Source organism: Campylobacter concisus (assembly GCF_003048835.2).
GTDB classification, from domain to species: domain Bacteria; phylum Campylobacterota; class Campylobacteria; order Campylobacterales; family Campylobacteraceae; genus Campylobacter_A; species Campylobacter_A concisus_D.
On the sequence record NZ_CP060705.1, the window covers coordinates 1,548,283 to 1,571,819 of the forward strand.

24 protein-coding genes are annotated in these 23,537 nt (G+C 40.0%); 5 read left to right on the forward strand and 19 right to left on the reverse strand.

Translation table 11 applies throughout. The features are described from left to right. The 16 genes from CVT08_RS07805 to obgE all read right to left on the reverse strand — a co-directional run bounded on the left by CVT08_RS07805 (nt 1) and on the right by obgE (nt 12,260). Nucleotides 1-399 (reverse strand): biopolymer transporter ExbD, encoded by a 399-nt coding sequence (locus CVT08_RS07805; protein WP_107855863.1) that lies wholly within the window; start codon nt 397-399, stop codon nt 1-3. Continuing rightward, on the reverse strand, nt 400-984 hold the full coding sequence (locus CVT08_RS07810) for a MotA/TolQ/ExbB proton channel family protein (protein ID WP_009294341.1): 585 nt from the start codon (nt 982-984) through the stop codon (nt 400-402). It abuts the gene before it with no gap. Beyond that, complete coding sequence (gene atpC / locus CVT08_RS07815; protein WP_002939398.1) at nt 985-1,374, reverse strand: ATP synthase F1 subunit epsilon; 390 nt, start codon at nt 1,372-1,374, stop codon at nt 985-987. 18 nt (nt 1,375-1,392) lie between these two features. Beyond that, nucleotides 1,393-2,790 (reverse strand): F0F1 ATP synthase subunit beta, encoded by a 1,398-nt coding sequence (atpD, locus tag CVT08_RS07820; protein ID WP_002939420.1) that lies wholly within the window; start codon nt 2,788-2,790, stop codon nt 1,393-1,395. An 11-nt stretch (nt 2,791-2,801) separates the two neighbouring features. Then, on the reverse strand, nt 2,802-3,689 hold the full coding sequence (gene atpG / locus CVT08_RS07825; RefSeq protein WP_107855862.1) for an ATP synthase F1 subunit gamma: 888 nt from the start codon (nt 3,687-3,689) through the stop codon (nt 2,802-2,804). Nucleotides 3,690-3,698: 9 nt separating this feature from the next. After that, on the reverse strand, nt 3,699-5,216 hold the full coding sequence (gene atpA / locus CVT08_RS07830; RefSeq protein ID WP_103567601.1) for a F0F1 ATP synthase subunit alpha: 1,518 nt from the start codon (nt 5,214-5,216) through the stop codon (nt 3,699-3,701). A gap of 14 nt (nt 5,217-5,230) precedes the next feature. After that, nucleotides 5,231-5,761, reverse strand: a complete 531-nt coding sequence (locus CVT08_RS07835) for a F0F1 ATP synthase subunit delta (protein ID WP_107855861.1) — start codon at nt 5,759-5,761, stop codon at nt 5,231-5,233. Beyond that, nucleotides 5,761-6,273 carry a F0F1 ATP synthase subunit B gene (locus CVT08_RS07840; protein WP_021089024.1) on the reverse strand — a complete coding sequence of 171 codons (513 nt, stop codon included), beginning with the start codon at nt 6,271-6,273 and terminating at the stop codon, nt 5,761-5,763. The genes CVT08_RS07835 and CVT08_RS07840 overlap by 1 nt, the downstream gene beginning before the upstream one ends. A gap of 9 nt (nt 6,274-6,282) precedes the next feature. Next, nucleotides 6,283-6,705, reverse strand: coding sequence for a FoF1 ATP synthase subunit B' (locus CVT08_RS07845; RefSeq protein ID WP_107855860.1), 423 nt, complete (start codon nt 6,703-6,705; stop codon nt 6,283-6,285). A 95-nt stretch (nt 6,706-6,800) separates the two neighbouring features. Next, nucleotides 6,801-7,661 (reverse strand): ParB/RepB/Spo0J family partition protein, encoded by an 861-nt coding sequence (locus CVT08_RS07850; protein WP_009294347.1) that lies wholly within the window; start codon nt 7,659-7,661, stop codon nt 6,801-6,803. 15 nt (nt 7,662-7,676) lie between these two features. Then, on the reverse strand, nt 7,677-8,459 hold the full coding sequence (locus CVT08_RS07855) for a ParA family protein (protein ID WP_012001330.1): 783 nt from the start codon (nt 8,457-8,459) through the stop codon (nt 7,677-7,679). Beyond that, the gene (locus CVT08_RS07860) at nt 8,456-9,091 is read right to left on the reverse strand and encodes a biotin--[acetyl-CoA-carboxylase] ligase (protein ID WP_107855859.1); all 636 of its coding nucleotides are present in this window, start codon (nt 9,089-9,091) and stop codon (nt 8,456-8,458) included. The genes CVT08_RS07855 and CVT08_RS07860 overlap by 4 nt, the downstream gene beginning before the upstream one ends. Before the next feature lies 1 nt (nt 9,092). Next, a complete protein-coding gene (gene thiD / locus CVT08_RS07865) occupies nt 9,093-9,881 on the reverse strand; it encodes a bifunctional hydroxymethylpyrimidine kinase/phosphomethylpyrimidine kinase (RefSeq protein WP_107855858.1) in 789 nt (262 codons plus the stop codon). A gap of 16 nt (nt 9,882-9,897) precedes the next feature. Beyond that, nucleotides 9,898-10,803: a methionyl-tRNA formyltransferase gene (gene fmt / locus CVT08_RS07870; protein ID WP_107855857.1), complete on the reverse strand. Its 906-nt coding sequence runs from the start codon at nt 10,801-10,803 to the stop codon at nt 9,898-9,900. A 16-nt stretch (nt 10,804-10,819) separates the two neighbouring features. Beyond that, nucleotides 10,820-11,155 (reverse strand): GDP-mannose dehydrogenase, encoded by a 336-nt coding sequence (locus tag CVT08_RS07875; RefSeq protein WP_107855856.1) that lies wholly within the window; start codon nt 11,153-11,155, stop codon nt 10,820-10,822. Between the two features lie 46 nt (nt 11,156-11,201). Further along, entirely contained in the window at nt 11,202-12,260 is a 1,059-nt protein-coding gene (gene obgE, locus CVT08_RS07880; protein ID WP_107855855.1) for a GTPase ObgE, read from the reverse strand. 175 nt (nt 12,261-12,435) lie between these two features. Between obgE and polA the strand changes: the two genes are divergently transcribed. Next, nucleotides 12,436-15,072: a DNA polymerase I gene (gene polA, locus CVT08_RS07885; protein ID WP_107855854.1), complete on the forward strand. Its 2,637-nt coding sequence runs from the start codon at nt 12,436-12,438 to the stop codon at nt 15,070-15,072. A gap of 87 nt (nt 15,073-15,159) precedes the next feature. On the opposite strand, the gene CVT08_RS07890 is transcribed toward polA, so the two are convergent. Beyond that, nucleotides 15,160-15,594: a DUF2809 domain-containing protein gene (locus CVT08_RS07890; protein ID WP_230855924.1), complete on the reverse strand. Its 435-nt coding sequence runs from the start codon at nt 15,592-15,594 to the stop codon at nt 15,160-15,162. 334 nt (nt 15,595-15,928) lie between these two features. Here CVT08_RS07890 and CVT08_RS07895 point away from each other — a divergent pair, with 334 nt between their 5' ends. Beyond that, nucleotides 15,929-17,596 (forward strand): anaerobic C4-dicarboxylate transporter, encoded by a 1,668-nt coding sequence (locus CVT08_RS07895; protein ID WP_107855853.1) that lies wholly within the window; start codon nt 15,929-15,931, stop codon nt 17,594-17,596. 44 nt (nt 17,597-17,640) lie between these two features. On the opposite strand, the gene flhB is transcribed toward CVT08_RS07895, so the two are convergent. Next, nucleotides 17,641-18,714 carry a flagellar biosynthesis protein FlhB gene (gene flhB, locus CVT08_RS07900; RefSeq protein WP_107860947.1) on the reverse strand — a complete coding sequence of 358 codons (1,074 nt, stop codon included), beginning with the start codon at nt 18,712-18,714 and terminating at the stop codon, nt 17,641-17,643. Between the two features lie 144 nt (nt 18,715-18,858). Between flhB and CVT08_RS07905 the strand changes: the two genes are divergently transcribed. The 3 genes from CVT08_RS07905 (at nt 18,859) to rpmA (ending at nt 20,511) form a co-directional block, all read left to right on the forward strand. After that, nucleotides 18,859-19,821: a hypothetical protein gene (locus CVT08_RS07905; RefSeq protein WP_107855852.1), complete on the forward strand. Its 963-nt coding sequence runs from the start codon at nt 18,859-18,861 to the stop codon at nt 19,819-19,821. Between the two features lie 106 nt (nt 19,822-19,927). Continuing rightward, nucleotides 19,928-20,242, forward strand: coding sequence for a 50S ribosomal protein L21 (rplU, locus tag CVT08_RS07910; protein ID WP_002942523.1), 315 nt, complete (start codon nt 19,928-19,930; stop codon nt 20,240-20,242). Between the two features lie 11 nt (nt 20,243-20,253). Further along, on the forward strand, nt 20,254-20,511 hold the full coding sequence (rpmA, locus tag CVT08_RS07915) for a 50S ribosomal protein L27 (RefSeq protein WP_002942569.1): 258 nt from the start codon (nt 20,254-20,256) through the stop codon (nt 20,509-20,511). A 120-nt stretch (nt 20,512-20,631) separates the two neighbouring features. Here rpmA and uvrA read toward each other — a convergent pair whose 3' ends face one another. Further along, a complete protein-coding gene (gene uvrA / locus CVT08_RS07920) occupies nt 20,632-23,460 on the reverse strand; it encodes an excinuclease ABC subunit UvrA (protein ID WP_107855851.1) in 2,829 nt (942 codons plus the stop codon). Between the last annotated feature and the right edge of the window lie 77 nt (nt 23,461-23,537).

Here is a 23,537-nt window from a genome sequence, read left to right on the forward strand (position 1 = left end):
TTAACCGTTTGTCTCTAAAGCTACTTTATTAAAACCAGCACCTTTTAAGATCTTTAATACAAACATAACATCATCGTATTTTAAATTTTTATCAGCCTTTATGTATATAGGCGAGGTTTTGTCATATTTTGCACTCATCAGCGCAATATTATCTGGGAGTTCAGCAAGGCTCATTGTACTTTGATCTATCCTAACTTGTCCTTGTGCATTTATAGAGACTATAAGATCTTTTTGTTTGGATGTAGATGTCTTTGCCTTTGAGCCGTCTGGCAATGTTATATCTTCTTGATATGTTATAGTTGGCATTGTAACCATTAAAATAGCCAACAAAACAAGCATGATATCAACAAGAGGCGTTATGTTTAGCTCTGGTGTTTCGTCATCAAATTTAAGAGCCATCTATAACGTCTCATCATCTTTTTTAAGTGCTATCATAACGTCAGCTTGACGCTCGATAACGCTCATTAATTCATAAGCTTTTCTTTTTATAAGCAAGTTAAATGTATATGCTGGGATGGCAACAAAAATTCCACAACCTGTCGCAACAAGTGCTTCAGAGATAGCTGGGGCTATAACTCCAAGAGATGAACCTGCGCCATTTCCTAGCTGTGAAAATGTCTCCAAGATAGATACAACTGTTCCAAAAAGACCGATAAAAGGAGAAGTAGAAGCTATTACGCTAAGCCATGTAAGCCCACTTGTAGCATTCTTTTCTGCAATGCTTATGCAGACATTTAGCTTTTCTTTTGAAATTCTACCGCTTGCGCATTTCTTTAAAGACGAGTCATTTGGTATATTCTTAGCACCCATAAGTAGTGCTTCAAGCGCATTTTGCTCGCGTTTTTGCCAAGCTCCTATGCCAGCCATTCTTGAAAAAAGAATTGTAAAACTAACTATAAAATATATTGACAACCAAGTTAAAACTATAATTGTAATAAAACTACTTCTTTGAATGTAATTTAAAAATATATCTATTCCGCCCACTTATCTTGCTCTCACTACATTTTCCATTTTTGATATAGTTGCTGCAAAAGCATTTGTATCACTACTCATACTCTCTATCAAATTTCTAGCAGCTTCTAATGAATTTGCAAGCTCGCTTTCGCTATTTCCAGAGACATAGACCGCGCCGTCAGCTAGTATAACTACTTTGCCCTCGTCAATCTTTGCATAGCCCCAGTTGATAGCAACTACATCGTGCTTTTTATGCTTATCTTCTATATCTATAATACCTGCTTTTAAAAGAGATATTAATGAGGCGTGGTTTGGTAAAACACCAAACTCACCCTCGCTACCTGGAAGCACTACACTACTCACGTCATCATTAAATATCTGACCTTGAGGAGTTACGATTTCTAAATGTAATTTATCCATTACGCTTCCTTTTTAAATTTAAGCCTTAAGTTTCTCAGCTTTAGCTAAAGCCTCATCTATATTTCCGACCATATAAAATGCTGCTTCAGGTAGATGATCATATTTACCTTCTAAAATTCCCTTAAAGCCAGCGATATTTTCATCAAGACTTACATATTTACCAGGGCTGCCTGTAAATACTTCAGCAACGAAGAATGGTTGAGATAAAAATCTCTCTATCTTTCTTGCTCTATCAACTGTAAGCTTATCTTCTTCACTAAGCTCGTCCATACCAAGGATAGCGATGATATCTTGAAGGTCTTTATATTTTTGAAGCACAGCTTGAACGCCGCGAGCTACCTTATAGTGATCCGCTCCTAAAATTTGAGGATCGAGCATTCTTGACGTAGAATCAAGCGGATCAACAGCTGGATAGATACCTTTTTCTGCAATCGATCTGTTAAGAACTGTCGTGGCATCAAGGTGAGCAAAAACAGTCGCAGGAGCTGGGTCTGTAAGGTCGTCAGCTGGAACATAAACAGCTTGAACAGATGTGATTGAACCTTTTTTAGTTGATGTAATCCTCTCTTGGAATTTGCCCATTTCACTTGCAAGAGTTGGTTGGTAACCAACAGCTGATGGGATACGTCCAAGTAGAGCTGACATCTCTGCACCAGACTGAGAGAAACGGAAGATGTTATCGATAAACATCAAAACGTCAAGTCCCATCTCATCACGGAAGTACTCAGCCATTGTAAGACCAGTTAGTGCGATACGGTTTCTTGCTCCTGGTGGCTCGTTCATTTGGCCGTAGCACAAGGCAACTTTATCCAAAACGTTACTTTCTTTCATTTCGTGATAAAGGTCATTTCCTTCACGAGTTCTCTCACCAACGCCTGCAAATACAGAATAACCGCTGTGTTTAAACGCAACGTTGTGGATAAGCTCCATAATAATAACCGTTTTACCAACACCAGCACCACCAAATAGACCTACTTTACCACCCTTCGCATAAGGAGCTAGAAGATCAACTACCTTGATACCAGTTTCAAAAATTTCACTCTTTGTACTTTGCTCTTCAAATGGAGGAGGATCGCGGTGGATAGACCAGTGCTTATCGAAATTTATACCCTCACCCTCGTCGATCAAATCGCCAACTACGTTAAAAATTCTTCCCAAAACTTTTTCGCCAACCGGCACACTTATAGGTGCACCAAGCGCCTTAGCCTCTAAGCCACGAGTCAGACCCTCACTCATATCCATAGCGATAGTTCTAACTCTATTATCACCTAGGTGAGCAGCAACTTCTAATATTAGTTTATGTTTCTTGCCCTCAACCTCAAAGAAAACTTCGATAGCTTCATTGATCTTCGGCAAGTAGTCATTAAAGTCAACATCGACCACAGGGCCCATAACTTGACTAATAACACCCTTCATTCATACTCCTTTTATTTCATTGATTCAACACCACTGATAATCTCGATAAGCTCAGTGGTAATAGACTCTTGTCTTGCTTTATTATAAGCAAGATTTAACTGTTTTACGCGCTCTTTAGCATTGTTTGTTGCATTATCCATAGCTTGCATTCTAGCGCTGTGCTCAGCCGCCAAAGAATCAACCAAAGCATAATACATACTATACTCAAAATATTTATTGAGCAATTCATCCATAATCTTAGTATAGTTGTCTTCTGGTTCAAATTCCATCAAAGAATTTGTCTCAACCGCAACTATCTTAGACGGCTCAATAGGTACAATATCATTTACTCTAATCTCTTGAGAAATCATATTTTTATAGCCATTGTGTATTAGCACGACCTTATCTGTTATGCCGTTTGTAAAATCATCAATGGCATCTTTTATGATCTTTTGAGCTTTTTCATAAGTAGGAGAAGAGCTAGCTCCGACATAAGTCTCAAGTAGTTCAACACCTTGGAAATTGAAAAATTCTATACCTTTTTTACCAACAGCTCTTAGTCTAACTTTGATCTTTTTGGCTTTTAGCTCATCGATCATGCGTCTAACTGTCTTTATAGTCTGGACGTTAAAGCCACCGCAAAGCCCTTTATCAGCCGTCACAAATATAATATCAACCTTTTCTACACTCTTTGTTGTATTAAAGAATTTACTCTCAGCCATAACTGAAGCGTATTGATTGATCTTATAAGCTATCTCTGATAAAACCTCATTGATCTTAAGTGCGTAAACTCTAGAGTAGCGTGCAGCCTCTTCAGCTTTACGAAGCTTTGCTGTTGAGACAAGCTTCATCGCACGCGTCGTCTTTTGAGTGTTCTGGACGCTCTTGATCTTTCGTTTTATATCTTTTAAATTTGACATATCTTAGCCCTAGTTAGCGGCAAAAGTCGCTTTAAAATCTTTCAACGCTTTATGTAAAATTTCTTCTACTTCTTTATCAAGAACCTTTTTAGTTCTGATCTGCTCAAAAATTTCAGGGTATTTTGCCTCGATATATGGATATAGCTCAGCTTCAAATTTTGTTACATTTGTAGTTGCAACGTCATCTAAATAGCCCTTAGCACCAGCAAATATAATAACTACTTGATTCTCAACTGGAAGTGGAGAGTATGGAGGTTGTTTTAGTACTTCAACCATCTTTTGACCGCGCTCTAGTTGTTTTCTTGAGCTCTCATCAAGATCACTTGCAAACTGAGCAAATGCTTGTAGTTCGCGATACTGAGCAAGGTCTAGTCTTAGGTTGCCAGAAACTTGTTTGATAGCTTTGATCTGAGCTGCACCACCGACACGAGAAACAGAAAGGCCAACGTTGATCGCTGGGCGGATACCTGAGTTAAATAGGTCACTCTCAAGGAAAATTTGACCATCTGTAATAGAAATAACGTTTGTTGGAATATAAGCCGAAACGTCGCCCGCTTGAGTCTCGATAATAGGTAGAGCTGTTAAAGATCCCGCGCCTAGTGCGTCATTTAGCTTGCTTGCTCTTTCTAGAAGTCTTGAGTGAAGATAGAAAACGTCGCCTGGATAAGCTTCACGGCCTGGTGGTCTTCTTAGGATCAAAGACATCTCACGATAAGCAACCGCGTGTTTTGACAAGTCATCATAGATGATTAGCGCGTGGCGAGAGTTATCTCTAAAGTATTCACCCATTGTTACGCCAGCATATGGAGCAAGGTATTGAAGTGCAGCTGCATCACTAGCACCAGCATTTACAACTATCGTGTAGTCCATAGCGCCGTATTCTTCAAGCTTTTTAACGACTTGAGCAACGGTTGATTGTTTTTGACCGATAGCTACATAGATGCAAATGACATCTTGACCTTTTTGGTTGATGATAGTATCGATAGCAACTGTTGTTTTACCAGTTTGGCGGTCGCCAATGATTAACTCTCTTTGACCTCTACCAATTGGCACAAGTGCATCGATAGCTTTGATACCTGTTTGAAGTGGCTCATGAACGCTTTTTCTTGCCATGATACCTTTTGCTTTTTCTTCGACGAAGCGAGATTCAGTAGCTTCGATTGGCCCTTTTGCATCGATTGGCTCACCGAGTGAATTTACAACACGGCCGATCAATGCGTCGCCAACTGGAACGCGTAGAAGTTTTTTAAGTCTTTTTACAGAGCTGCCTTCTGTGATACCGCTAGTTTTTCCAAGGATAACTATACCAACACTGCTCTCTTCAAGGTTAAGAGCCATACCTTTTTCGCCGCTTTCAAATTCAACCATCTCGCCAGCCATAACGTTTTTCAAACCATAAACGTTAGCAACGCCATCAGCGACTGAGATGACTTTACCGGTCTCTTCTACATCAACACTTAAATCAAAATTTTCAATACGCTCTTTGATTATCGTGCTAATTTCGTCAGCTTTAATTTTTGCACTCACGCTTTCACTCCTTTTTAAATTGCTTTTAATATATATTCACTCATTTGACTTTTTAGTCTGTCGATAGAGAAATTTACCTCGACACCTAAATCATCTAACTCAACTTTTACGCCGTTGTAATCGCTCTTTGAGCCATCAAGCTTGATCTTAGAGTCAAATTTCTTAGAGAAATTCTCTTCTAAAGCTTTTAGCTGCTCAGCACTTAGATCAAAATTTCCAATAACCTCGCCGCGATATGTATTTTCAAGCAAAGATTGCTCTATCTTCATCTCATTTAATATCGCTGGGATAAGCTCTAGTCTTTTGTTTGCACCAAGAAGCTTTATAAAATTTGCAAATTTGGCGTCTGAATTTTTTACTAGAGAAAGTATAAATTCTACCTTTTTTGCAGCTTTTAGAGTTGGCAAGCTTATAATGCTCTTAAATTTTTCGCTTCCAAAAGCGGCAGCTAGCTCAACTAAATTTTCAATAAATGCGTTTAGTTCACCGGGCTTTGCATCGCTCAGGATCGCTTTAACATATTTTTTGGCTACTACTTCATTCATTAGCTAACCTTTTTAAGTATGATATTTACAAGCTCTTTTTGATCGACTTTTAGGCTATCGCTTGAGAAAATGTCACTCAAAATTTCATTTACAACGCCTTTTGTCATCTTGCGCTCTTCAAATTCTTTTTGCTCTTTGTAACCTTTTTCGATATTTGCGATATCGTTTTGAGCCTCTTTTTTAACTTTAGCAGCTAAATTTACAGCCTCTTTTTTCGCAGTTTCTATTAGGGCATTTGCATTTTGCTTAGCCTCTTCTACACGCTTTAGAACGTCATCTTTTTTAGCTTTAGAGTCGCGAAGCTTCTCTTGGATGCTCTCGAGCTTATTTGCGATCCTGTCGATCCTGCTTTGATAAAGAGCTTTTAGTGGCTTAGCAGCAAAATAGACCAAAATACCAAAGAAAAGTAAGAAGTTTAGCGTTCTCTCAACTATATCGTAGTTTGTTCCGCCATGCTCGCTCGCATATGCCAGAAACGGAAGTGCTAGAAAAAATAAAATTTTTATCTTCATAAATTTCCTTTAAATTTTAGAGAGCTTAGCATTTAAAGCAGCCCTAAGTTCTGGTAGTTTAGCTGCTAGATCTGCTTTTAAGCTATCTTTTTGAGAGCTTAGAGCATTTAGGAATTCGTTGTAGTCAGCTTCTAGGCTACTTTTCACAGCATTAACCTCTTTTGAAGACTCTTCTCTTGCCAGATTTAAGGCCTCTTGTCTTATTTTGTTGGCCTCTGCTCTTGCGTTTTGTATGATCTCTTCGATCTCTTTTTCATGAACGCTTAGATCACTTGCGTTTTTGCTCGTACTCTCTTCGTCATGTTTTATAGAGGCATTTCTGTCATCTATAAATTTGAGCATTGGCTTATATAGCAAGGGATTTAAAATGGCGATCAGGGCAAAGAAAACGATAGCCGTTAAAAGCATCAAAGGCACATCTATTTCTAACATCCGCTCTCCTTATTTTGTTATTAAGTTTTGTTTAATATTCAAATCAAAGTCTGATTTTACAATAAATTACTAAAAATAAAAATAAATTTGTAATTCTATTTTAGCTTAGCTATAAATTCTTCTACCTGTGAAATGTCGCTAAATTCTAATATTAAATTTTTAGATTTTACTTTCGTCTTTATCTTTAAATTTTTAAAAATTTCTTGTAAATTTGATAATTTCTTGCTCATTTCTTCTGAAATTTGAGGTTTTGGCTCTTTTACTTCTTCTTTATTTTTTATCTTTTTTACTAAAATTTCTGTATCTCTAACACTTAGTTTTTGTCCAATGATCGTATCAACAACCATTCTTTCTTCTTCGCTACTAAGTCCTACGATGACTTTAGCGTGGCCTTGCGTGAGCTTATCTTCTTGCAAAAGTCTTTGCGTGTAGTCGCTAAGCAGCAAAAGCCTCATCGTATTTGTTATCTGAGTTCTGCTCTTGTGGATGATGTTTGCTAGGCCATCTTGCGTGATCTTATACTCGTTTATGAGCTCTTTATATGACTTTGCAAGTTCTATTGGATTTAAATTTTCACGTTGTATGTTTTCGATAAGCGCAAGCTCTCTTAAATTTTGAGACTTGATATCAGCGATGATCGCCTTTATCTTGCTTGCTCCAAGCATCTTTGTAGCACGGTATCTACGTTCACCAGCTATTAGCATGTAACCGTCATCTTTTTTGATGACGATTATTGGTTGTATTAGTCCGTGCCTTTTGATGCTAGCACTTAGCTCTTTTAAAGCCTCTTCGTCAAAATGCGTTCTTGGTTGGTATGGGTTTGGTAAAATTTCATCTATATTTATCTCTTCGACTATCTCAGAGTCGTTTAAATTTGCGATCTCTTTGCTGTAGGCCTGCTCTACATCTTCAAGTATCGCGCTAAGTCCGCGCCCTAATCCACCTTTTTTCGCCATTTTTTTCCTTATTTTTTAGTTTAAAATACAATATGCCAAATTTTGATATGCGATCGAGCCTGGTGATTTTATATCATAAAGTATCACCGGCTTGCCAAAACTTGGGCTTTCAGCAAGTTTTACGTTTCTTGGAACGACTACAAATTCGTCTTTTCCGTCCTTGCTCTTAAAGAGCTTATTTTCAAAATGCTGCTTTAAATTTGCAATGGTCTCTTTTGAGAGATTGTTTTGCGAGCTAAACATTGTCGGTAAAAAGCCCTTTATATTTAGCTTTGGATTTATCGTTTTTTTGATGATCTTTACAGTGTTTAGGATCTGCGCCAAGCCCTCAAGTGCGTAAAATTCGCACTGGATCGGGATGATCACACTATCGCTTGCACTAAGAGCATTTATCGTGATACTACCAAGTGCCGGAGGACTATCGATGATGATAAAATCATAGTCGTCTACAACTTCTGAAATTTTGTTTTTAAGGATTAGTTTATAGTCTTTGCTTTGGTCGTTAAATTCTTGCTCGATGCCGACAAGTCCGATATTTGACGGAGCTAAAAAAAGCGTTGGTATCTCAGTTTTTAGTACGATTTGTGAGAGCTTTTTTCTATCTGTTAAGACGTGATAGATGTTAAACTCATAATCGCTTCTGCTAAAACCAAGTCCTGTCGTTGCGTTTGCCTGCGGATCGATGTCTATTAATAATACTTTTTTCTCAGCAACCGCCAGTGATGCGGCTAAATTTACGGCCGTTGTGGTCTTGCCAACGCCGCCTTTTTGGTTAGCTATTGTTATTATCTCGCTCATCTTAAAGAATATACCTTTTCCCCGTTTAATAATATCGCTCCATCCTCGCAAATTTCAGCATCCTGAAGCGAAACAGCTCTATTTGCAATATGCGTAATAAAACTTTTTGACTTGCAAAAGTCTATCCTAAATTTGCTAAAAATTGGCTTCCATAAAATCTTTTTATCAAGCATGCTAACAAAGCCCCAAACTAGCTCATCTACACTAGCTTTTATGTCTAAAATGCCCGCATTTTCGGGCGCGCTAGCTAAATTTATCCCCATGCCACAAATGTAAATTTCATCCACTTTATTTGTCAAAGTGCCGCCTATTTTGCGCTCATCTACGTAAAAATCATTTGGCCATTTCAGCCAACACTTTGAGCCAAGATCGCTCAATACCTCACGCATCAGCATAGAAAAATATATCGAGATCGAGGGCGGAGGTATGTCGCTTGGCAGCTCATCTTCGCTTATGCAAAATGACATAAATAAATTTCCACCAAGGCCCTCCCAGCTGTTGCCGCGGCTGCCGACCCCTTTTGTTTGATTGTACGCCACGACCATGTGCGGAGGCTTTATCTCGCCGTTTTTTAGGGCGTCTATCAAAAATTCCTGCGTCGAAGGCAGACTTTGAAAAAACTCAACCTTCAAATCACACCTTAAATTTATAGAAGTGATTTACTGGATTTTGTCCGCCGCCGATAATGACTGCGTTTTTAATAGCATTAAAGATATAATCATGCGCGTTTTTCACGCTCTCTTTTAAACTATGGCCATTTGCTAAATTTGAAGCGATCGCGCTTGATAGCGAACAGCCTGAGCCATGTGTCGCTGTCGTTTTTATGCGCTCGTCGCTAAAAATTTCATACTCGTTGCCATCATAAAATATATCAAGCGACTTGCCTTCTATCTCGCCACATTTTAGATAGACGCTCTTTGTGCCAAATTTTAAAAGATCTTTACAAGCCTCTTTTAGCTCGCTCTCGCCCTTTAGCTCATGCTTTAAAATTTCACGCGCTTCAAAGATATTTGGCGTGATCACGCTCGCAAGCGGGAAAAGCTCCTCCACGATCGCATCTTTTGCAGCACCTTCTAGCCAGATGTCGCCATTTTTACAGCTCATGACTGGATCAAGCACGACTGGCGGTAAATTTTTGATCTCTCTTAGCGTTTTTGCGACGCTTTTGATGATCTCAACGCTTGGGACGACGCCTATTTTTATCACATCAACTCTTATATCATCAAATATCGCCTTGATCTGATCCTCAATGAGCTTTGGCTCAACTAGCTGCATGCCAAATATGCCCTTTGTATTTTGAGCAGTGACTGCCGTAATCGCTCCCATCGCATATACGCCGTGTGCTATAAAGACCTTTATATCAGCTAAAACTCCAGCTCCACCGCTTGGATCAACACCTGCTATACTTAGCGCATTTTTCATAACCGCTCCTTTAAATTTATTTTAATTCATCACCAACGCTAAGGTGCTTACCATTTATATATGCTTTTGCGTTTGTTGGCTTTTTGCTTGGCTCTTGAAGCTCGTAAATTTTAACTGCACCACCCTTACAAGCTACCACAACGTGATCTTTTTCTACGCTTAAAATTTCTCCACTTTTGCCACTTTTTTCACTTAGCTCAAGAGATAAAATTTTAAGACCACTTGCTAGATAAAGTCCTGGCCAAGGTGTGAGCGCACGAAATTTATTATAAATTTGCACTGCCTCTTCATCAAAGCTAAAAAGTCCGTCGCTCTTACTTATCTTTTTGCAGTGCGTGGCCTTGCTCTCATCTTGCTTTTGTGGCTTTAAATTTTCAAAATTTCTTAGCACTTTTACGATTAGCTCGCCACCAAGCTCGCCTAGCTCACTAAAAAGCTCGCTTGACATCTTACTCTCGCAACGCATGTAGATGAAGTCTAGCATATCGCCAGTATCAAGGCCAGCATCCATTAGCATTGCAGTCACGCCAGTTTGCTTCTCGCCTGCTAGTATGGCGCTTTGTATCGGGCTAGCACCTCTATATTTTGGCAAGATCGAGGCATGTAAATTTATACAAGTCGCCACGTCAAGCACACTTTGTGGCAAAATTTTGCCATAAGCTGCCACTACGATAAAATCAGGCTCAAATGCCTTTAGCTCGGCAATCACCGCCTCATCTTTTAGCGTATTTGGTGTAAAGACTGGCACGCCTACTAGCTCATTTTGTGCGTAAATTTTGACCTCGCTTGGGGTTAAAATTTGCTTTCTGCCAACTGGCTTATCAGGCTGGGTAAAGACCGCTTTTATGTTAAAGCCAGCTTCTTTTAGGTGTCTAAGTATCCTAACCGCATAATCAGGCGTCCCCATAAAAACTACATTCATCACTTTCCTTTAAATTTCAACGACTTTTATTTTGATCTGCGTTTTGCCTGCTTGGCGGCCAAGAGGCGCATGGATCTTTCTGCCAGCTAATCTTTTGCAATACTAAATTTCTTAGCTCATTAACGCTAACTTTGCCACTACAATCAAGATCCAGCCTTTTAAATTCATCACTAGTGCATAGATCTGGCGCTATTTTTAGTTCAGATGGCGCCTTACATGCTCTCCACTCATCTAAATTTAGCATGCCGTCACGATCTATGTCATTAAAATCCAAAAACATATATATTGGATCCGCTGGATCACAGCTATATGCACCAAGGCAAAATAGCATAATGCAAAAAACTTTCTTCATTTTATCTTCTTAAATTTCTATGCTCAAAGCACTAAAAAGTCGCAACTCAAAGCTCTTTTTTTAGCAGCTCAAGCAGTGCAAATTTAAGCTCGTCGATGTTCTCATTTGTCGCTGAAGAGATCGGCAAAACAAAGTATGGTTTTTTGGCGTCAAAGCTGTATAGGTCTTGCTTATAGACAAATTTACCATCTTGATTTGGCTCTAAATTTATGTTTTTCATAAATTCTCTTATATTCTCATCTAAATTTTCAGCCGCATCGACTCTGGTGATCGCGATAGCATAGTCCCTGCTGGCAAGCACGCTTGAAAATTTAGCCACCTCTTCTTTTAGCACGCTAAACTGCTCGCTCATGCTTCTGTAATTCGCACTATCTATCATAAAAAGCAAAATTTTATTTCTCTCGATGTGCTTTAAAAACTGCACGCCAAGGCCGCGTCCGTCGCTCGCTCCCTCTATGATACCAGGGATGTCGGCCATGACAAAGCCACTAAACTCATCTACCTCGACAAGTCCAAGCTTTGGCGTAAGTGTCGTGAATTCGTAGTTTGCTATCTGTGGCTTGGCGTTTGAGACGGCTGAAATTAGGGTTGATTTGCCAACATTTGGAAAGCCAACAAGGCCCACGTCAGCTATTAGCTTTAGCTCGAGCCTGACCTCTATGCTCTCTTCTGGCATGCCCTTTTGAGCGTATTCTGGAGCTTGGTTGATAGAGTTTTTAAAGTGAAAATTTCCTAGTCCGCCCTTGCCACCTTTTAAAAATAGCGTCCTTTGCCCCTCTTCTACCATGTCGCAAAGCAGCTCGTTTGTCTGTGCGTCATAGACTGCCGTTCCTGGTGGCACGATGAGCTCTAAGCTCTCGCCTTTTTTGCCAGTCATGCGTCTGCCCATGCCAGCCTCGCCGTCGCTCGCTCTCATCGCCCTTTTGCCCTTGTAGTTTGCCAGTGTGTGGGTGTTATTGTCGCAGACAAAATATACATCTCCGCCGTCACCGCCATCTCCGCCGTCTGGGCCGCCTAAAATGACGTGCTTTTCGCGGCGAAAGCTTACTGCACCAGCTCCGCCGTGGCCTGAGCTTAGGGTTAATTTCACGCTATCTATAAACATTTTTTACCTTAAATTTATCTATTATTTAGTTTGAATTTTAGGCGAGATTATATCTTTTAAATGATTAAAATTTGTTTTGTATTCAAAATGTTATTTTTTTCTTGCCACATCATAAATTTAGAAAATCAGCCAAATTTTTGCCTAAATTTCATAAAATGGCGCAAAAGGATAGAGAATGAAAACACTTACGATTATTGATACTTTTGGCTTCTTTTTTAGGCTTTACTACGCTATGAGCGGGCTTAAAAACAGAGATGGCAAACCAAGTGGCATGATAAGTGGCTTTGCAAATTTTATAGCGAGCCTAAAAGATGAGTACCAAAGCGACTACCTCATCTTCGCACTTGATAGCAAAGGCAAGACCCTGCGCCATGAAATTTTGGGCGAGTACAAGGCAAACAGGAGCGAGCCGCCAGCTCAGCTAAAAGAGCAGCTGCCAGTTTGTATAGATATGATAGAAAAAATGGGGCTTTACAGTCTTAGCCGCGAGGGCTACGAGGCTGATGATATCATCGCAAGTGCGGTTAAAATTTGCAAAGATAAAGATATATTTGTGCGAATAGTCACGCACGATAAAGACCTTTACCAGCTCATAGAAGACGGCAAAGTGAGCATCTACAGCCCACAAAGCAAGATCGACCACGATAGCGCTAGCTGCTTTGAAAAGTATGGCGTCTATCCAGCTCAGGTGAGGGACTTTCTAGCCATCGCAGGAGACAGCTCAGACAATATCCCAGGTGTCAAAGGTATCGGCGCAGTGGGAGCTAAGAAGCTTTTGGCTGAGTATGGCAGCCTAGAGGGAATTTATGAAAATTTAGCCCTTCTTAGAAACGAGCGCACCAAAAATATGCTAGCAGCTGCAAGGGACGAGGCGTTTTTGAGCAAAAAGCTAGCCACGCTCTTTGATGACGCGATCACTTCGCTTGATCTTGAGCACTCTAAATTTCCAGAGCAAAATCCTTTGATAAACATCTCAGAAATTTTAAAAGAGTACGATCTAAACAGGCTTCTTAAGAGCTTGCAAAAAGAGGAAAATGCTGAATTTAAACTTGGCTTTAGAGCAAATTTACTACTTGATGAAGCGAGTGTTGAGAAACTGCTTGCCGACATTACGCCTGAGACCATCGTCGCCTTTGACACCGAGACCACGGGCGTTGATAGCAAGAGCGCAAAGATCGTTGGCTTTAGCTTTTGCTTTAACGACGAGGACGCCTACTACGTGCCAGTAGCTCACAACTACCTAGGCGCACCAAAGCAAATAGGCCTAAAATTTGCCACTTGGGCGGTAGGACAAATTTACAAAGGCTGCGTGATCGGACAAAATTTAAAATATGACTTTGAGATAGTAAAAAACAACCTTGGGCTAAACCCGCCTGCAAATTTCAAAGATACAATGATCCTTGCGTGGCTTAGCGATCCAAACTCGAGCGTTGGCATGGATGCGCTAGCAAAGAGGCTCTATGACTATGACACGATCAAATTTGAAGATGTGGTCAAAAAGGAGCAAACTTTTGGCGATGTTCCACTAGAAAATGCCGCTAAATACGCCGCTGAGGACGCTTGGATAACGCTTAAATTTTATAAAACCTTTCAAAACACGCTTGATAAAAATTTGCTAGACCTTGCCGACACGCACGAGTTTCCTTTTATCCTCACGCTTTTTGACATGGAGCAAAACGGCATCAAGATAAACGAAGCTAAGATGCAAAAGCTCATCCTTGAAAACGACACCAAACTAAAGGCGCTAACAAGTGAAATTTACGAGCTAAGCGGCGAAAATTTTAATATAAACTCAGTAAAACAGCTTGGCGTTATACTTTTTGAGCATCTAAAACTTCCAACCAAAAAGAAGACAAAAACAGGATATAGCACCGATGAGAGCGTGTTAGCTGAGCTTAAGGACGCTCATCCAGTGATCGAGAAAATTTTGGCTTACAGAGAGCTATATAAACTGCAAAGCACCTACTGCGAGCCACTTTTAGCGCTTGCGAAAAAGGATGATGGCTCTAGAATTTACACGAGCTTTTTGCAAACTGGCACGAGCACCGGGAGACTTTCAAGTAAAAATCCAAATTTACAAAATATCCCAGCTCGTGGCAGCCTCGCAAAGGACGTCAGAGAGTGCTTTGAGGCGCGCGAGGGGTATAGCTTTGTGGGGCTTGACTACAGCCAGATCGAGCTTAGACTGCTAGCTCACTTTAGCCGTGATCCTGCGCTTCTTGAGGCGTTTAAAAATGACGAGGATATCCACGCAAGGACGGCTATTAGTATATTTGGTAGCAGTGACGGGCAAAATAGAGCCGTGGCAAAGAGTATAAATTTTGGCCTCATTTACGGCATGGGCTCAAGCAAGCTCGCAAATCAAGTAAATATCACAAGAGCCGAGGCAAAAGAGTATATAGAGCGCTATTTTAAGGCATTTGAGACGATCAAAGAGTTTTTGGAGAGCATAAAAATTTCAGCTAAAAACGAGGGCTTTGTGCAGACACTGCTTGGCAGAAGGCGCTACTTTGACTTTAAAAGTGCCACGCCTATGCAAATAGCTATGTTTGAGCGCGAGGCGGTAAATACGGTCTTTCAAGGCTCTGCGGCGGATCTTGTCAAGATGGCGATGGTAAAAGTTAGAGCAAATTTAGATGAAAACGCAAAAATGCTGCTTCAGATCCACGACGAGCTAATTTTCGAGGTCAAAGACGAATTTGCGCAGGAATTCGGAGAAACGACACAAAAGACGATGGAGGAAATTTACACGTTAAATGTGCCACTTAAAACATCGCTAAATATCGCGAAAAACTGGGGCGAGTTAAAATAGAGCAATTTTGGCTAGCTCATTTAAATTTGAGCGAGCTAGTCAAATTTGATTTTAAAATAAAAAACATATATGAATAGGTATTTAAATTTACCATGCTTTGCTTTTTTGCATAGATAAATTTTCAAACAGATAAGCTAAAATGCAGCCAGCTAAGTAGCAAATAATGTCTGTCAAGTCAAATGTCCCACCAAAAATTATCCGTAATGTAGAGCTTTTCACATCTAAAATTTCAAGAATTTTGAGGTATTGCGCGGCTTCTATAAAAAGTGAAATGATAAAGACAAAAATGGCTAAATTTATAGGAGCCACCCTAAATATAGCTCGCCCAAACGCATAAAGCATCGCAGTAGCTAGCACATCGCCAATATAATGTCTTATAAAACCACCTTTAATAAAAATCGCAATATAAATTTCCATCGCCAAAATAATAATGCCTATCACCGACCAGATTACTCTTTTATTTTGGCTAAATTTGCTTTTGTTTATAGATAAAGGTATCGCTTCTTTAGTATTTTCTCTCAAATTTATCCTTTTAAATTTATCTTGCAGATTTTAACATAGATAAAAAATGCTTCTCAAATTTTAGAATTATATAAAAGAAAACTTAAATTTTTATATTAATAATTTTTAAAAACAAAGCATGAAAAATTTAGATTTTATAGTTTATACAAAGTAAAATTTATAAATTTAGAAAGAGTGACAATGATACAAAAAAATAGACCAAGAGGACCTATCAACAAGCTTTCAACTAATACAAAACTATCGCTTTTGTCAAATTAATCTTAAAATATAAGTTTAATCTCAATTCATAAGAGATATAATCAACATTAAATTTACATTTAACTTAGGAGGTTTCATGGATTTTCTCATGAATTTAAGTGAAGGCGTGCAGTTTGCTATCCAGCTTCTCATCGTCCTTATCTGTTTGTTCTACGGAGCTAAAAAAGGCGGTATAGCGCTTGGTATGCTAGGCGGTATCGGTCTTATAGTTTTAGTTTTTGGATTTAATATCGAGCCTGGTAAGCCTGCTATCGATGTTATGCTAACCATTTTAGCCGTTGTTGTGGCTAGTGCTACACTTCAAGCTAGTGGTGGTCTTGACGTTATGCTTCAAATAGCAGAAACCATACTTAGAAAAAATCCAAAATATGTAAGTATCCTAGCTCCATTTGTAACATGTACGCTTACTATTTTATGCGGAACTGGACACGTTGTTTATACTGTGCTTCCTATCGTTTATGACATCGCTATCAAAAACGGCATCCGCCCAGAGCGTCCTATGGCTGCAAGCTCAATAGCTTCGCAAATGGGTATCATCGCTAGCCCAGTTTCAGTCGCTGTTGTAACCCTTACTAGCTTTCTTATCAACGCTAAAACTCACTTAGCTGGTTTTGATGGATACTTAGACCTTTTAAAGATCACTATCCCATCAACATTTTGTGGCGTTTTGGCGATAGGTATTTTTAGCTGGTTTAGAGGCAAAGACCTTGATAAAGACGAAGTCTTTCAAGCAAAACTTCAAGATCCTGAGTTTAAAAAATACGTTTATGGCGATAGCGCAACACTTCTAGGCAAAAAACTTCCTATGCACCAATGGGCTGCAATGTGGATATTTTTAGGCTCTATCCTTGTAGTCGCACTTCTTGGATACTTTAAAGATCTTCGCCCAAGCTGGACTACTTATAAAGACGCAACAGTCGTTCAAGTAATAGCAAACCTTCCAACTGAGCAAAAAGTCTTAAAAACCTTAAAGATCAAAGACGCCAGCATCCAAACAGAAGCTGCTGAGCTAAAAGTTTCAAACGATAAGTTAAACTCAAATCAAAAAGCTCAATCAGTGAAAATTGTCGGCAAAGACGGCACACAAACTCTTACTCGCACAGCTGATGGTGCAGTAACATATATAAATGAAAAAGGTGCAAAAGAGGAATTTCAAGGCGCTTATATTAACATAAGCAACAAACTAGCCTCTTCAAAGAGCCTAAGCATGGTTCATGTTATCCAAATTTTCATGCTTTTAACTGGCGCTATAATATTGATATTTACTCCAACAGATGCTAGCAAGATCGGCAAAAATGAGATCTTTAGATCAGGTATGATCGCGCTTGTTGCGGTATTTGGTATCTCTTGGATGGCTGAGACTATGTTTGCAGTACATACTCCGATGATGAAAGAAGCGCTTGGTGGCATCGTAAAAGAGCATCCTTGGACCTATGCGGTTATGCTACTTATCATCTCTAAATTTGTTAACTCTCAAGCTGCAGCCTTGGTTGCATTCGTGCCATTAGCACTAAACATCGACGTTAACCCTGCTGTAATCCTAGCCTTTGCGCCAGCTTGCTATGGATACTACATCCTACCAACATACCCAAGCGACCTTGCGGCTATTCAGTTTGACAGAAGTGGCACGACACACATTGGTAAATTTGTTATCAACCACAGCTTCATATTCCCAGGCCTTATCGGCGTTATAGTCTCTTGTATATTTGGCTATATCTTCGCTACTGCATTTGGCTATCTATAATAGATAAATTTCTTGCTACCCTTTGGTGGCAAGAAATTTCTTCATCAAAGTTTATCTTGAAATTTCTGCTTATTACTCATATAAACAAAGCTTAGCACTTCAGCCACAGCCCTAAAAAGATGCGCTGGTATCGTATCATCGACCTCACAAACTCTATAAAGTTCCCTTGCAAGAGGTGGATTTTCATAAATTTGCACTCCGTTTTCAACCGCTACCTTTTTTATCTGAAGCGCTAAAAAATCAACCCCTTTAGCAAGTATTATCGGTGCCTCGTCACGGCTCTTATCGTATCTGATCGCCACGGCGTAATGAGTTGGGTTTGTGATGACGACGTCAGCTTGTGGGATGTTTTGCATCATTCGTCGTTTGGCTGCACGCATTTGCGCTTGGCGGATCCTGCCTTTTACCTGCGGGTCACCCTCCATCTGCTTGTACTCGTCCTTGATCTCTTGCTTGCTCATGCGAAGATCCTTAAAATACTGAAAACGCACGATAAGCAAGTCAGCAAGACCGATCACAAAAAGTATAAAAAGCATAACACTAACTAGGATGATGAGTTTCTCTTTTAGCCACGCAAGCTGGTCAAACATAGAAAAAAATAGCGTGTGTGGAAGCTCTTTGATAAACTGCAAGAAAAAGTAAAATCCAACTCCAAAGACGATGCTTACTTTAACGACGATCTTGACGCTCTCGATCGCCTTTTTCATAGAAAATAAATTTTTTAGCCCTTTTAGTGGATTTATCTTGCCAAAATTTGGCGTTATGGGCTTTGTGGTAAATATAAAACCAAACTGCATTACATTTGCGATTATGCCGGCAACCGCGACGCAGATGCAAACTGGCAGGATCATCAAAAGCGCCCTGCCAAAGGTATTTACAACGATCATCTTTACCGTTGGCAAGGTCAGTGGCTGACCGATAAATTTAGAGTAGTAGATGTAAAGCGAGATGACCTGATCTTTCATGAAATTTAGCATAGCAAGCAACACACCAATAGCGATAACTAGGGTCACGAAGCCTGATAGGTCCTGACTTTTGGGGACGTTGCCGTCCTTACGGGAGTCTTCTATCTTTTTGGGGGTCGCTTCTTCGGTTTTTTCCTGATCTTCGCCTGCCATTTTTGTCCTAGGGGTGCTTAAATTTGGGGCGATTATAGCCAAAATGCGGTTAAAATATCCGCTAAATTTAACTTTTTGTGGGCCAAAAAACTAAGCCATTTTAGGCGTTTTTGGCTAAAATTAGCAAAAATAAGGAGAGGTAAAATGTCATTTTTAGAAAGCTTGTTTAACATTTTTAGAGCCAAAAAACCACCAAAAAGCGATGAAGAGCTACTTTTAGACGAGTACGCAAGCATTTACGCCGAGATAAAAGAAAAAAATTTAGACGAATACGACTTTTTATGTGAGCTCATACGATTACTCTCTTTTTCAAGAGCCAGACGCTACGACTTTTGCCTTGAAAAGTGTCTAGCTGATGGCGACGCCGAGGCACTAAATGATCTCATTTTTCAATACGCTAAGCTAAATTTACTCCCAGGATGCAGCGGTGGATATGACCAGTGTGAGAAGCTCATACCGGCATTTTTTGCTATCGCTTGTGGCAACACAGATAGCATGGCAAGTATCTTTCCAAAAGGCCTGCCACCTAGCAAAAACGGCTATAAATTTCTATGTGTTATGCATGATCTGCTCACGGCGATGCTTTGGCAAGATGAAAATTTACTTGACCCTGCCATAGAAAAAGCACGCGCTTTTGCAGAGTCCAAAAAGCCAGCAAACGAAAGAGAGGCGGTTAAATTTGTACTAGCCTTACATGAAAAAGATACGGCTGCCATGAGCGAGCATTTGCAGAAATTTTGCTCCACTTTTGGCAGGACAGATGCGCCTAAATTTGAAAAACGCCTCTACATTTTTGCGCATGGACTTCACGCTTTGGCGCGCTACTTTTTACCGCTTGAACTCTTTAAAGAGATAAAGCTACCAAAAAATGAAAATTTCAGTAAATTTTACGCACAAAGGCTCTTTCAAAATGAAATTCCCAAGCCAAAACTTTATTTTGTTTTTCCGCCTGAGCTTGAACTAATAAATGTGATCTTAAGCGCACCAGTAGCCAAAACGCTGATATATCAGCCACATTTGCCAAATGACAAAACATTTTTCTTAGATCATACATCTATGATAAGAAATTTAGCTGACGAGATCGTAAGATCAGGGGCATTAAAGTAGAATTTATAAACTTTTAGCTAATATTCACACCTTACAACCAACAAAGCTCCATAAATCTTTTGCAAAAAAGTGCTTTTTGGTCTTACCAAATTTAGAAAGGTAGAGTATGTCAAAATACGCTATATTTAAGCATGGTGGTAAGCAATATCGTGTTAGCGAGGGCGAGTTCCTTAAGCTAGATCACTTTAGCGCTGAAGCTAAATCAACCGTTGAGATTACAGAAGTTTTAGCTGTAAACGACGGCGAAGTAAAGGTAGGTGCGCCATTTGTTAAGGGTGCAAAAGTTGTTCTTGAGGTCGTTAATGAAGGCAAAGACAAAAAAGTAGTTATCTACAAAAAACGCAGACGTAAAGACTCAAAACTAAAACGCGGCTTTAGAAGACAATTTACACGTGTAAAAGTCGTAAGTATCGCAGCTTAAGGAGATAAGATATGGCACACAAAAAAGGTCAAGGTTCAACCCAAAATAACCGTGATAGTATCGGACGCCGATTAGGTGTTAAGAAATTTGGTGGCGAGTTCGTTCGTGCTGGAAATATAATCATCCGCCAAAGAGGAACAGCAACTCACGCTGGAAATAACGTAGGTCTTGGCAAAGATCACACTATTTTTGCATTAGTCGATGGCTTTGTAAAATTTGAAAGACTTGATAAAAACAGAAAAAAAGTATCTGTTTATCCAGCTGCATAATCCCAGGGGCATTCGCCCCTTTTTCTTTTTAAATCTACTAAAAATTTAACAAATTTAATTTATCTTACTTATTATATATAGCTTGGCATTTTAGACAAACACCAAACTATTAAATTTATTTTATTTCGCTTTTAATAAAGCAAGCTCTTGCGCTAGAAATTCCCCTGTGTAGCTGCCAGTTTTTTTGTAGTTTTTAGCCACCTCTTTTACATTGCCACACGCTATTACTTTACCGCCTTTTGCGCCGCCTTCTGGTCCCATATCTACGATATAGTCGCAGTTTTTGATGACGTCCATATTATGCTCGATCACAAAAACAGAATTTCCAAGATCAACTAGGTGATTTAGCACCTTTACAAGCCTATCTACGTCAGCAAAATGAAGTCCCGTCGTTGGCTCATCAAGGATATAAAGCGTATTTCCAGTGTCACTTCTACTAAGCTCCTTTGCTAGCTTTACGCGCTGCGCCTCGCCGCCGCTAAGTGTGACTGCATTCTGTCCAAGCGTGATGTAGCCAAGCCCCACGTCTTGCAGTGTCGTGAGCTTTGAAGCGATCTTTGGCACAGCCTTAAAGAACTCAACCGCCTCATCAATGCTCATATTTAGCACCTCGGCGATGTTTTTGCCTTTGTATAAAATTTCCAAGGTCTGAGCGTTATATCTGGCGCCATTACAAACGTCACAAACCACGTTAATGTCAGGCAAAAAGTGCATCTCGATCGTGATCTCGCCCTCGCCTTGACACTTCTCGCAGCGCCCACCTTTGACGTTGAAGCTAAAGCGCCCTATTTTATAGCCCCTAAGTTTAGCCTCTTTGGTCTGCGCAAACAAATTTCTTATCTCATCCATCACGCCAGTGTATGTCGCTGGATTTGAGCGTGGAGTGCGGCCTATCGGGCTTTGATCGAGGTATATGACCTTGTCTAAATTCTCAAGTCCGCTTAAATTTACCCCAGCTATCTTTTTTACTTTTTTGGCTCTATTTAGCTGCTCCTGAGCCTCTGGAAGCAAGGTCTGAAGCACTAGCGAGCTCTTACCAGATCCTGAGACACCGGTGATGCCAACTAAATTTCTAAGTGGAAATTTAGCGGTTAAATTTGAGATATTGTTGATATTTACATTTGAAATTTCAAGCCACTTCTCAGCTTTTCTATTTTTTTGATAGTCGATCTTTTTCTTACCATTTATGTATTGTGCAGTCTGGGTGTTTGAGCTTAAAAGCTCTTTTGCCGTGCCTGCAAAGACCACACTACCGCCAAATTTACCAGCTCCAGGGCCGATATCTACGATATAGTCAGCCTCTTCTATCGTCTTTTTATCATGCTCGACGACGATTACGGAGTTGCCTTTGGCTTGCAAATTTCTAAGCGTTTTTATAAGTTTTAGAGTATCTCGCTCGTGCAGGCCGATACTTGGCTCATCAAGCACATACATGACGCCACTTAGCCCGCTTCCTATCTGGCTTGCGATCCTGATGCGCTGTGCCTCGCCACCGCTGATCGTCCTAGCATCACGCCCAAGCGACAAGTAGCCAAGCCCTACGTCGTACAAAAAGAAAAGCCTTTCGTTGATCTCTTTTAAGATAGGTTTTGCGATCGCCTTGTCATAGTCGCTAAGATAGGCAAAATTTTTCTCATTTGAGAAAAAAGCAGTGCAATTTTCTATACTCATATCCAAAATTTCACCAAGCCCAAGGCCAGCGACCTTGACCGCTAGACTTTGAGGCTTTAACCTGTGGCCATTACAAGCGTCACAAATTTTCTCACTCATATACTCATCAAAGTCTTTGTAATCCTTCAAAAGTCCGTGTGAAATTTTAACCACTCCGTCAAATTTTCTAAGCAGTTTGTTCCGCTTCCAAAAAAACGAAACCTCCTTGACGTTGCCGTATAAAACGAGCCTTTTTTCATCTTCACTAAGCTCATAATAAGGCTTTTTAATGTCGATCTCATTTTGCTCACAAAAAGCAAGTAAAAATTTATAGTAATAGCTCATATTGTAACCGTAAAGTAGCTTGATAGCACCGTTTTCTATCGACTTTTCCTCGTCGATGATCTTGCTCATATCTAGGCTATACCTTATACCAAGTCCGTCGCAGTGCTCGCAAGCACCCTTTGGCGAGTTAAAGCTGAAGCTTAGCGGCTCAAGCGGCGTAAATGAAATTTTGCAGTCAAAACAAGCCATGTGCTCGCTGTAATGTATAAAACTCTCTTTTAAGCCCAGCTCGTCGGCATTTGCGATCTCTATCTCGACCTCGCCAAAGCTCTCATTTAGCGCCTTTTCCACGTCGCTTGCAAGGCGTTCGTGATTTTGCTCATCGATAGCGATCCTATCAACGATAACCTTTATCGTATGTTTTTTCGTTTTTGCAAGCTCGATCTCCTCATCAAGCCTCACCACTACGCCATCTATCTGTGCTCTAACAAAGCCTTTTTGGCGTAAATTTTCTATCAAGTCCGCCCATGCACCCTTTTTCTCACGAACTAGCGGCGCATAGATGATCACTTTTGCGCCAAGTGGGAGCTTTGAAATTTCATTTATGATGTCGCTCGCACTCATTTTTGAGATAGGTTTGCCGCACTTATGGCAGTGTTGCACGCCCACTCTTGCGTATAAAAGCCTTAGATAATCATAAATTTCAGTGATCGTGCCAACCGTTGAGCGAGGGTTTTTAGAGGTTGTCTTTTGATCGATCGCAATAGCAGGCGTTAAACCCTCAATCTTATCGACGTCAGGCTTGCCCACGCGGTCTAAAAACTGCCTAGCGTAGCTACTAAGGCTCTCCATATATCTGCGCTGCCCCTCAGCATAGAGCGTGTCAAAGGCTAGTGTGCTCTTGCCACTGCCACTAAGACCAGTAAAAACTACTAATTTATTTTTAGGAATTTCAAGGTTTAAATTTTTAAGATTGTGCTCTCTTGCACCAGTTATTTTTATAGTATCATTCATTAAATTTATACGACCTTTTTAAAATTTTAATCTGTAAATTTAGTCTAAAAGTGATAAAAACTTTATAAAGTAGTTTA

Excerpts from the sequence above, each read along its gene's own strand:
- polA (WP_107855854.1), top strand. The coding sequence starts at position 12,436 with ATGAAAACACTTACGATTATTGATACTTTTGGCTTCTTTTTTAGGCTT.
- uvrA (WP_107855851.1), bottom strand. The coding sequence starts at position 23,460 with ATGAATGATACTATAAAAATAACTGGTGCAAGAGAGCACAATCTTAAA.
- CVT08_RS07850 (WP_009294347.1), bottom strand. The coding sequence starts at position 7,661 with ATGGCGAAAAAAGGTGGATTAGGGCGCGGACTTAGCGCGATACTTGAA.
- atpG (WP_107855862.1), bottom strand. The coding sequence starts at position 3,689 with ATGTCAAATTTAAAAGATATAAAACGAAAGATCAAGAGCGTCCAGAAC.
- CVT08_RS07845 (WP_107855860.1), bottom strand. The coding sequence starts at position 6,705 with ATGTTAGAAATAGATGTGCCTTTGATGCTTTTAACGGCTATCGTTTTC.
- rplU (WP_002942523.1), top strand. The coding sequence starts at position 19,928 with ATGTCAAAATACGCTATATTTAAGCATGGTGGTAAGCAATATCGTGTT.
- CVT08_RS07840 (WP_021089024.1), bottom strand. The coding sequence starts at position 6,273 with ATGAAGATAAAAATTTTATTTTTTCTAGCACTTCCGTTTCTGGCATAT.
- CVT08_RS07855 (WP_012001330.1), bottom strand. The coding sequence starts at position 8,459 with ATGAGCGAGATAATAACAATAGCTAACCAAAAAGGCGGCGTTGGCAAG.
- CVT08_RS07875 (WP_107855856.1), bottom strand. The coding sequence starts at position 11,155 with ATGAAGAAAGTTTTTTGCATTATGCTATTTTGCCTTGGTGCATATAGC.
- fmt (WP_107855857.1), bottom strand. The coding sequence starts at position 10,803 with ATGAATGTAGTTTTTATGGGGACGCCTGATTATGCGGTTAGGATACTT.
- thiD (WP_107855858.1), bottom strand. The coding sequence starts at position 9,881 with ATGAAAAATGCGCTAAGTATAGCAGGTGTTGATCCAAGCGGTGGAGCT.
- CVT08_RS07905 (WP_107855852.1), top strand. The coding sequence starts at position 18,859 with ATGTCATTTTTAGAAAGCTTGTTTAACATTTTTAGAGCCAAAAAACCA.
- CVT08_RS07895 (WP_107855853.1), top strand. The coding sequence starts at position 15,929 with ATGGATTTTCTCATGAATTTAAGTGAAGGCGTGCAGTTTGCTATCCAG.
- CVT08_RS07835 (WP_107855861.1), bottom strand. The coding sequence starts at position 5,761 with ATGAATGAAGTAGTAGCCAAAAAATATGTTAAAGCGATCCTGAGCGAT.
- flhB (WP_107860947.1), bottom strand. The coding sequence starts at position 18,714 with ATGGCAGGCGAAGATCAGGAAAAAACCGAAGAAGCGACCCCCAAAAAG.
- obgE (WP_107855855.1), bottom strand. The coding sequence starts at position 12,260 with ATGTTTATAGATAGCGTGAAATTAACCCTAAGCTCAGGCCACGGCGGA.
- CVT08_RS07805 (WP_107855863.1), bottom strand. The coding sequence starts at position 399 with ATGGCTCTTAAATTTGATGACGAAACACCAGAGCTAAACATAACGCCT.
- rpmA (WP_002942569.1), top strand. The coding sequence starts at position 20,254 with ATGGCACACAAAAAAGGTCAAGGTTCAACCCAAAATAACCGTGATAGT.
- atpD (WP_002939420.1), bottom strand. The coding sequence starts at position 2,790 with ATGAAGGGTGTTATTAGTCAAGTTATGGGCCCTGTGGTCGATGTTGAC.
- atpC (WP_002939398.1), bottom strand. The coding sequence starts at position 1,374 with ATGGATAAATTACATTTAGAAATCGTAACTCCTCAAGGTCAGATATTT.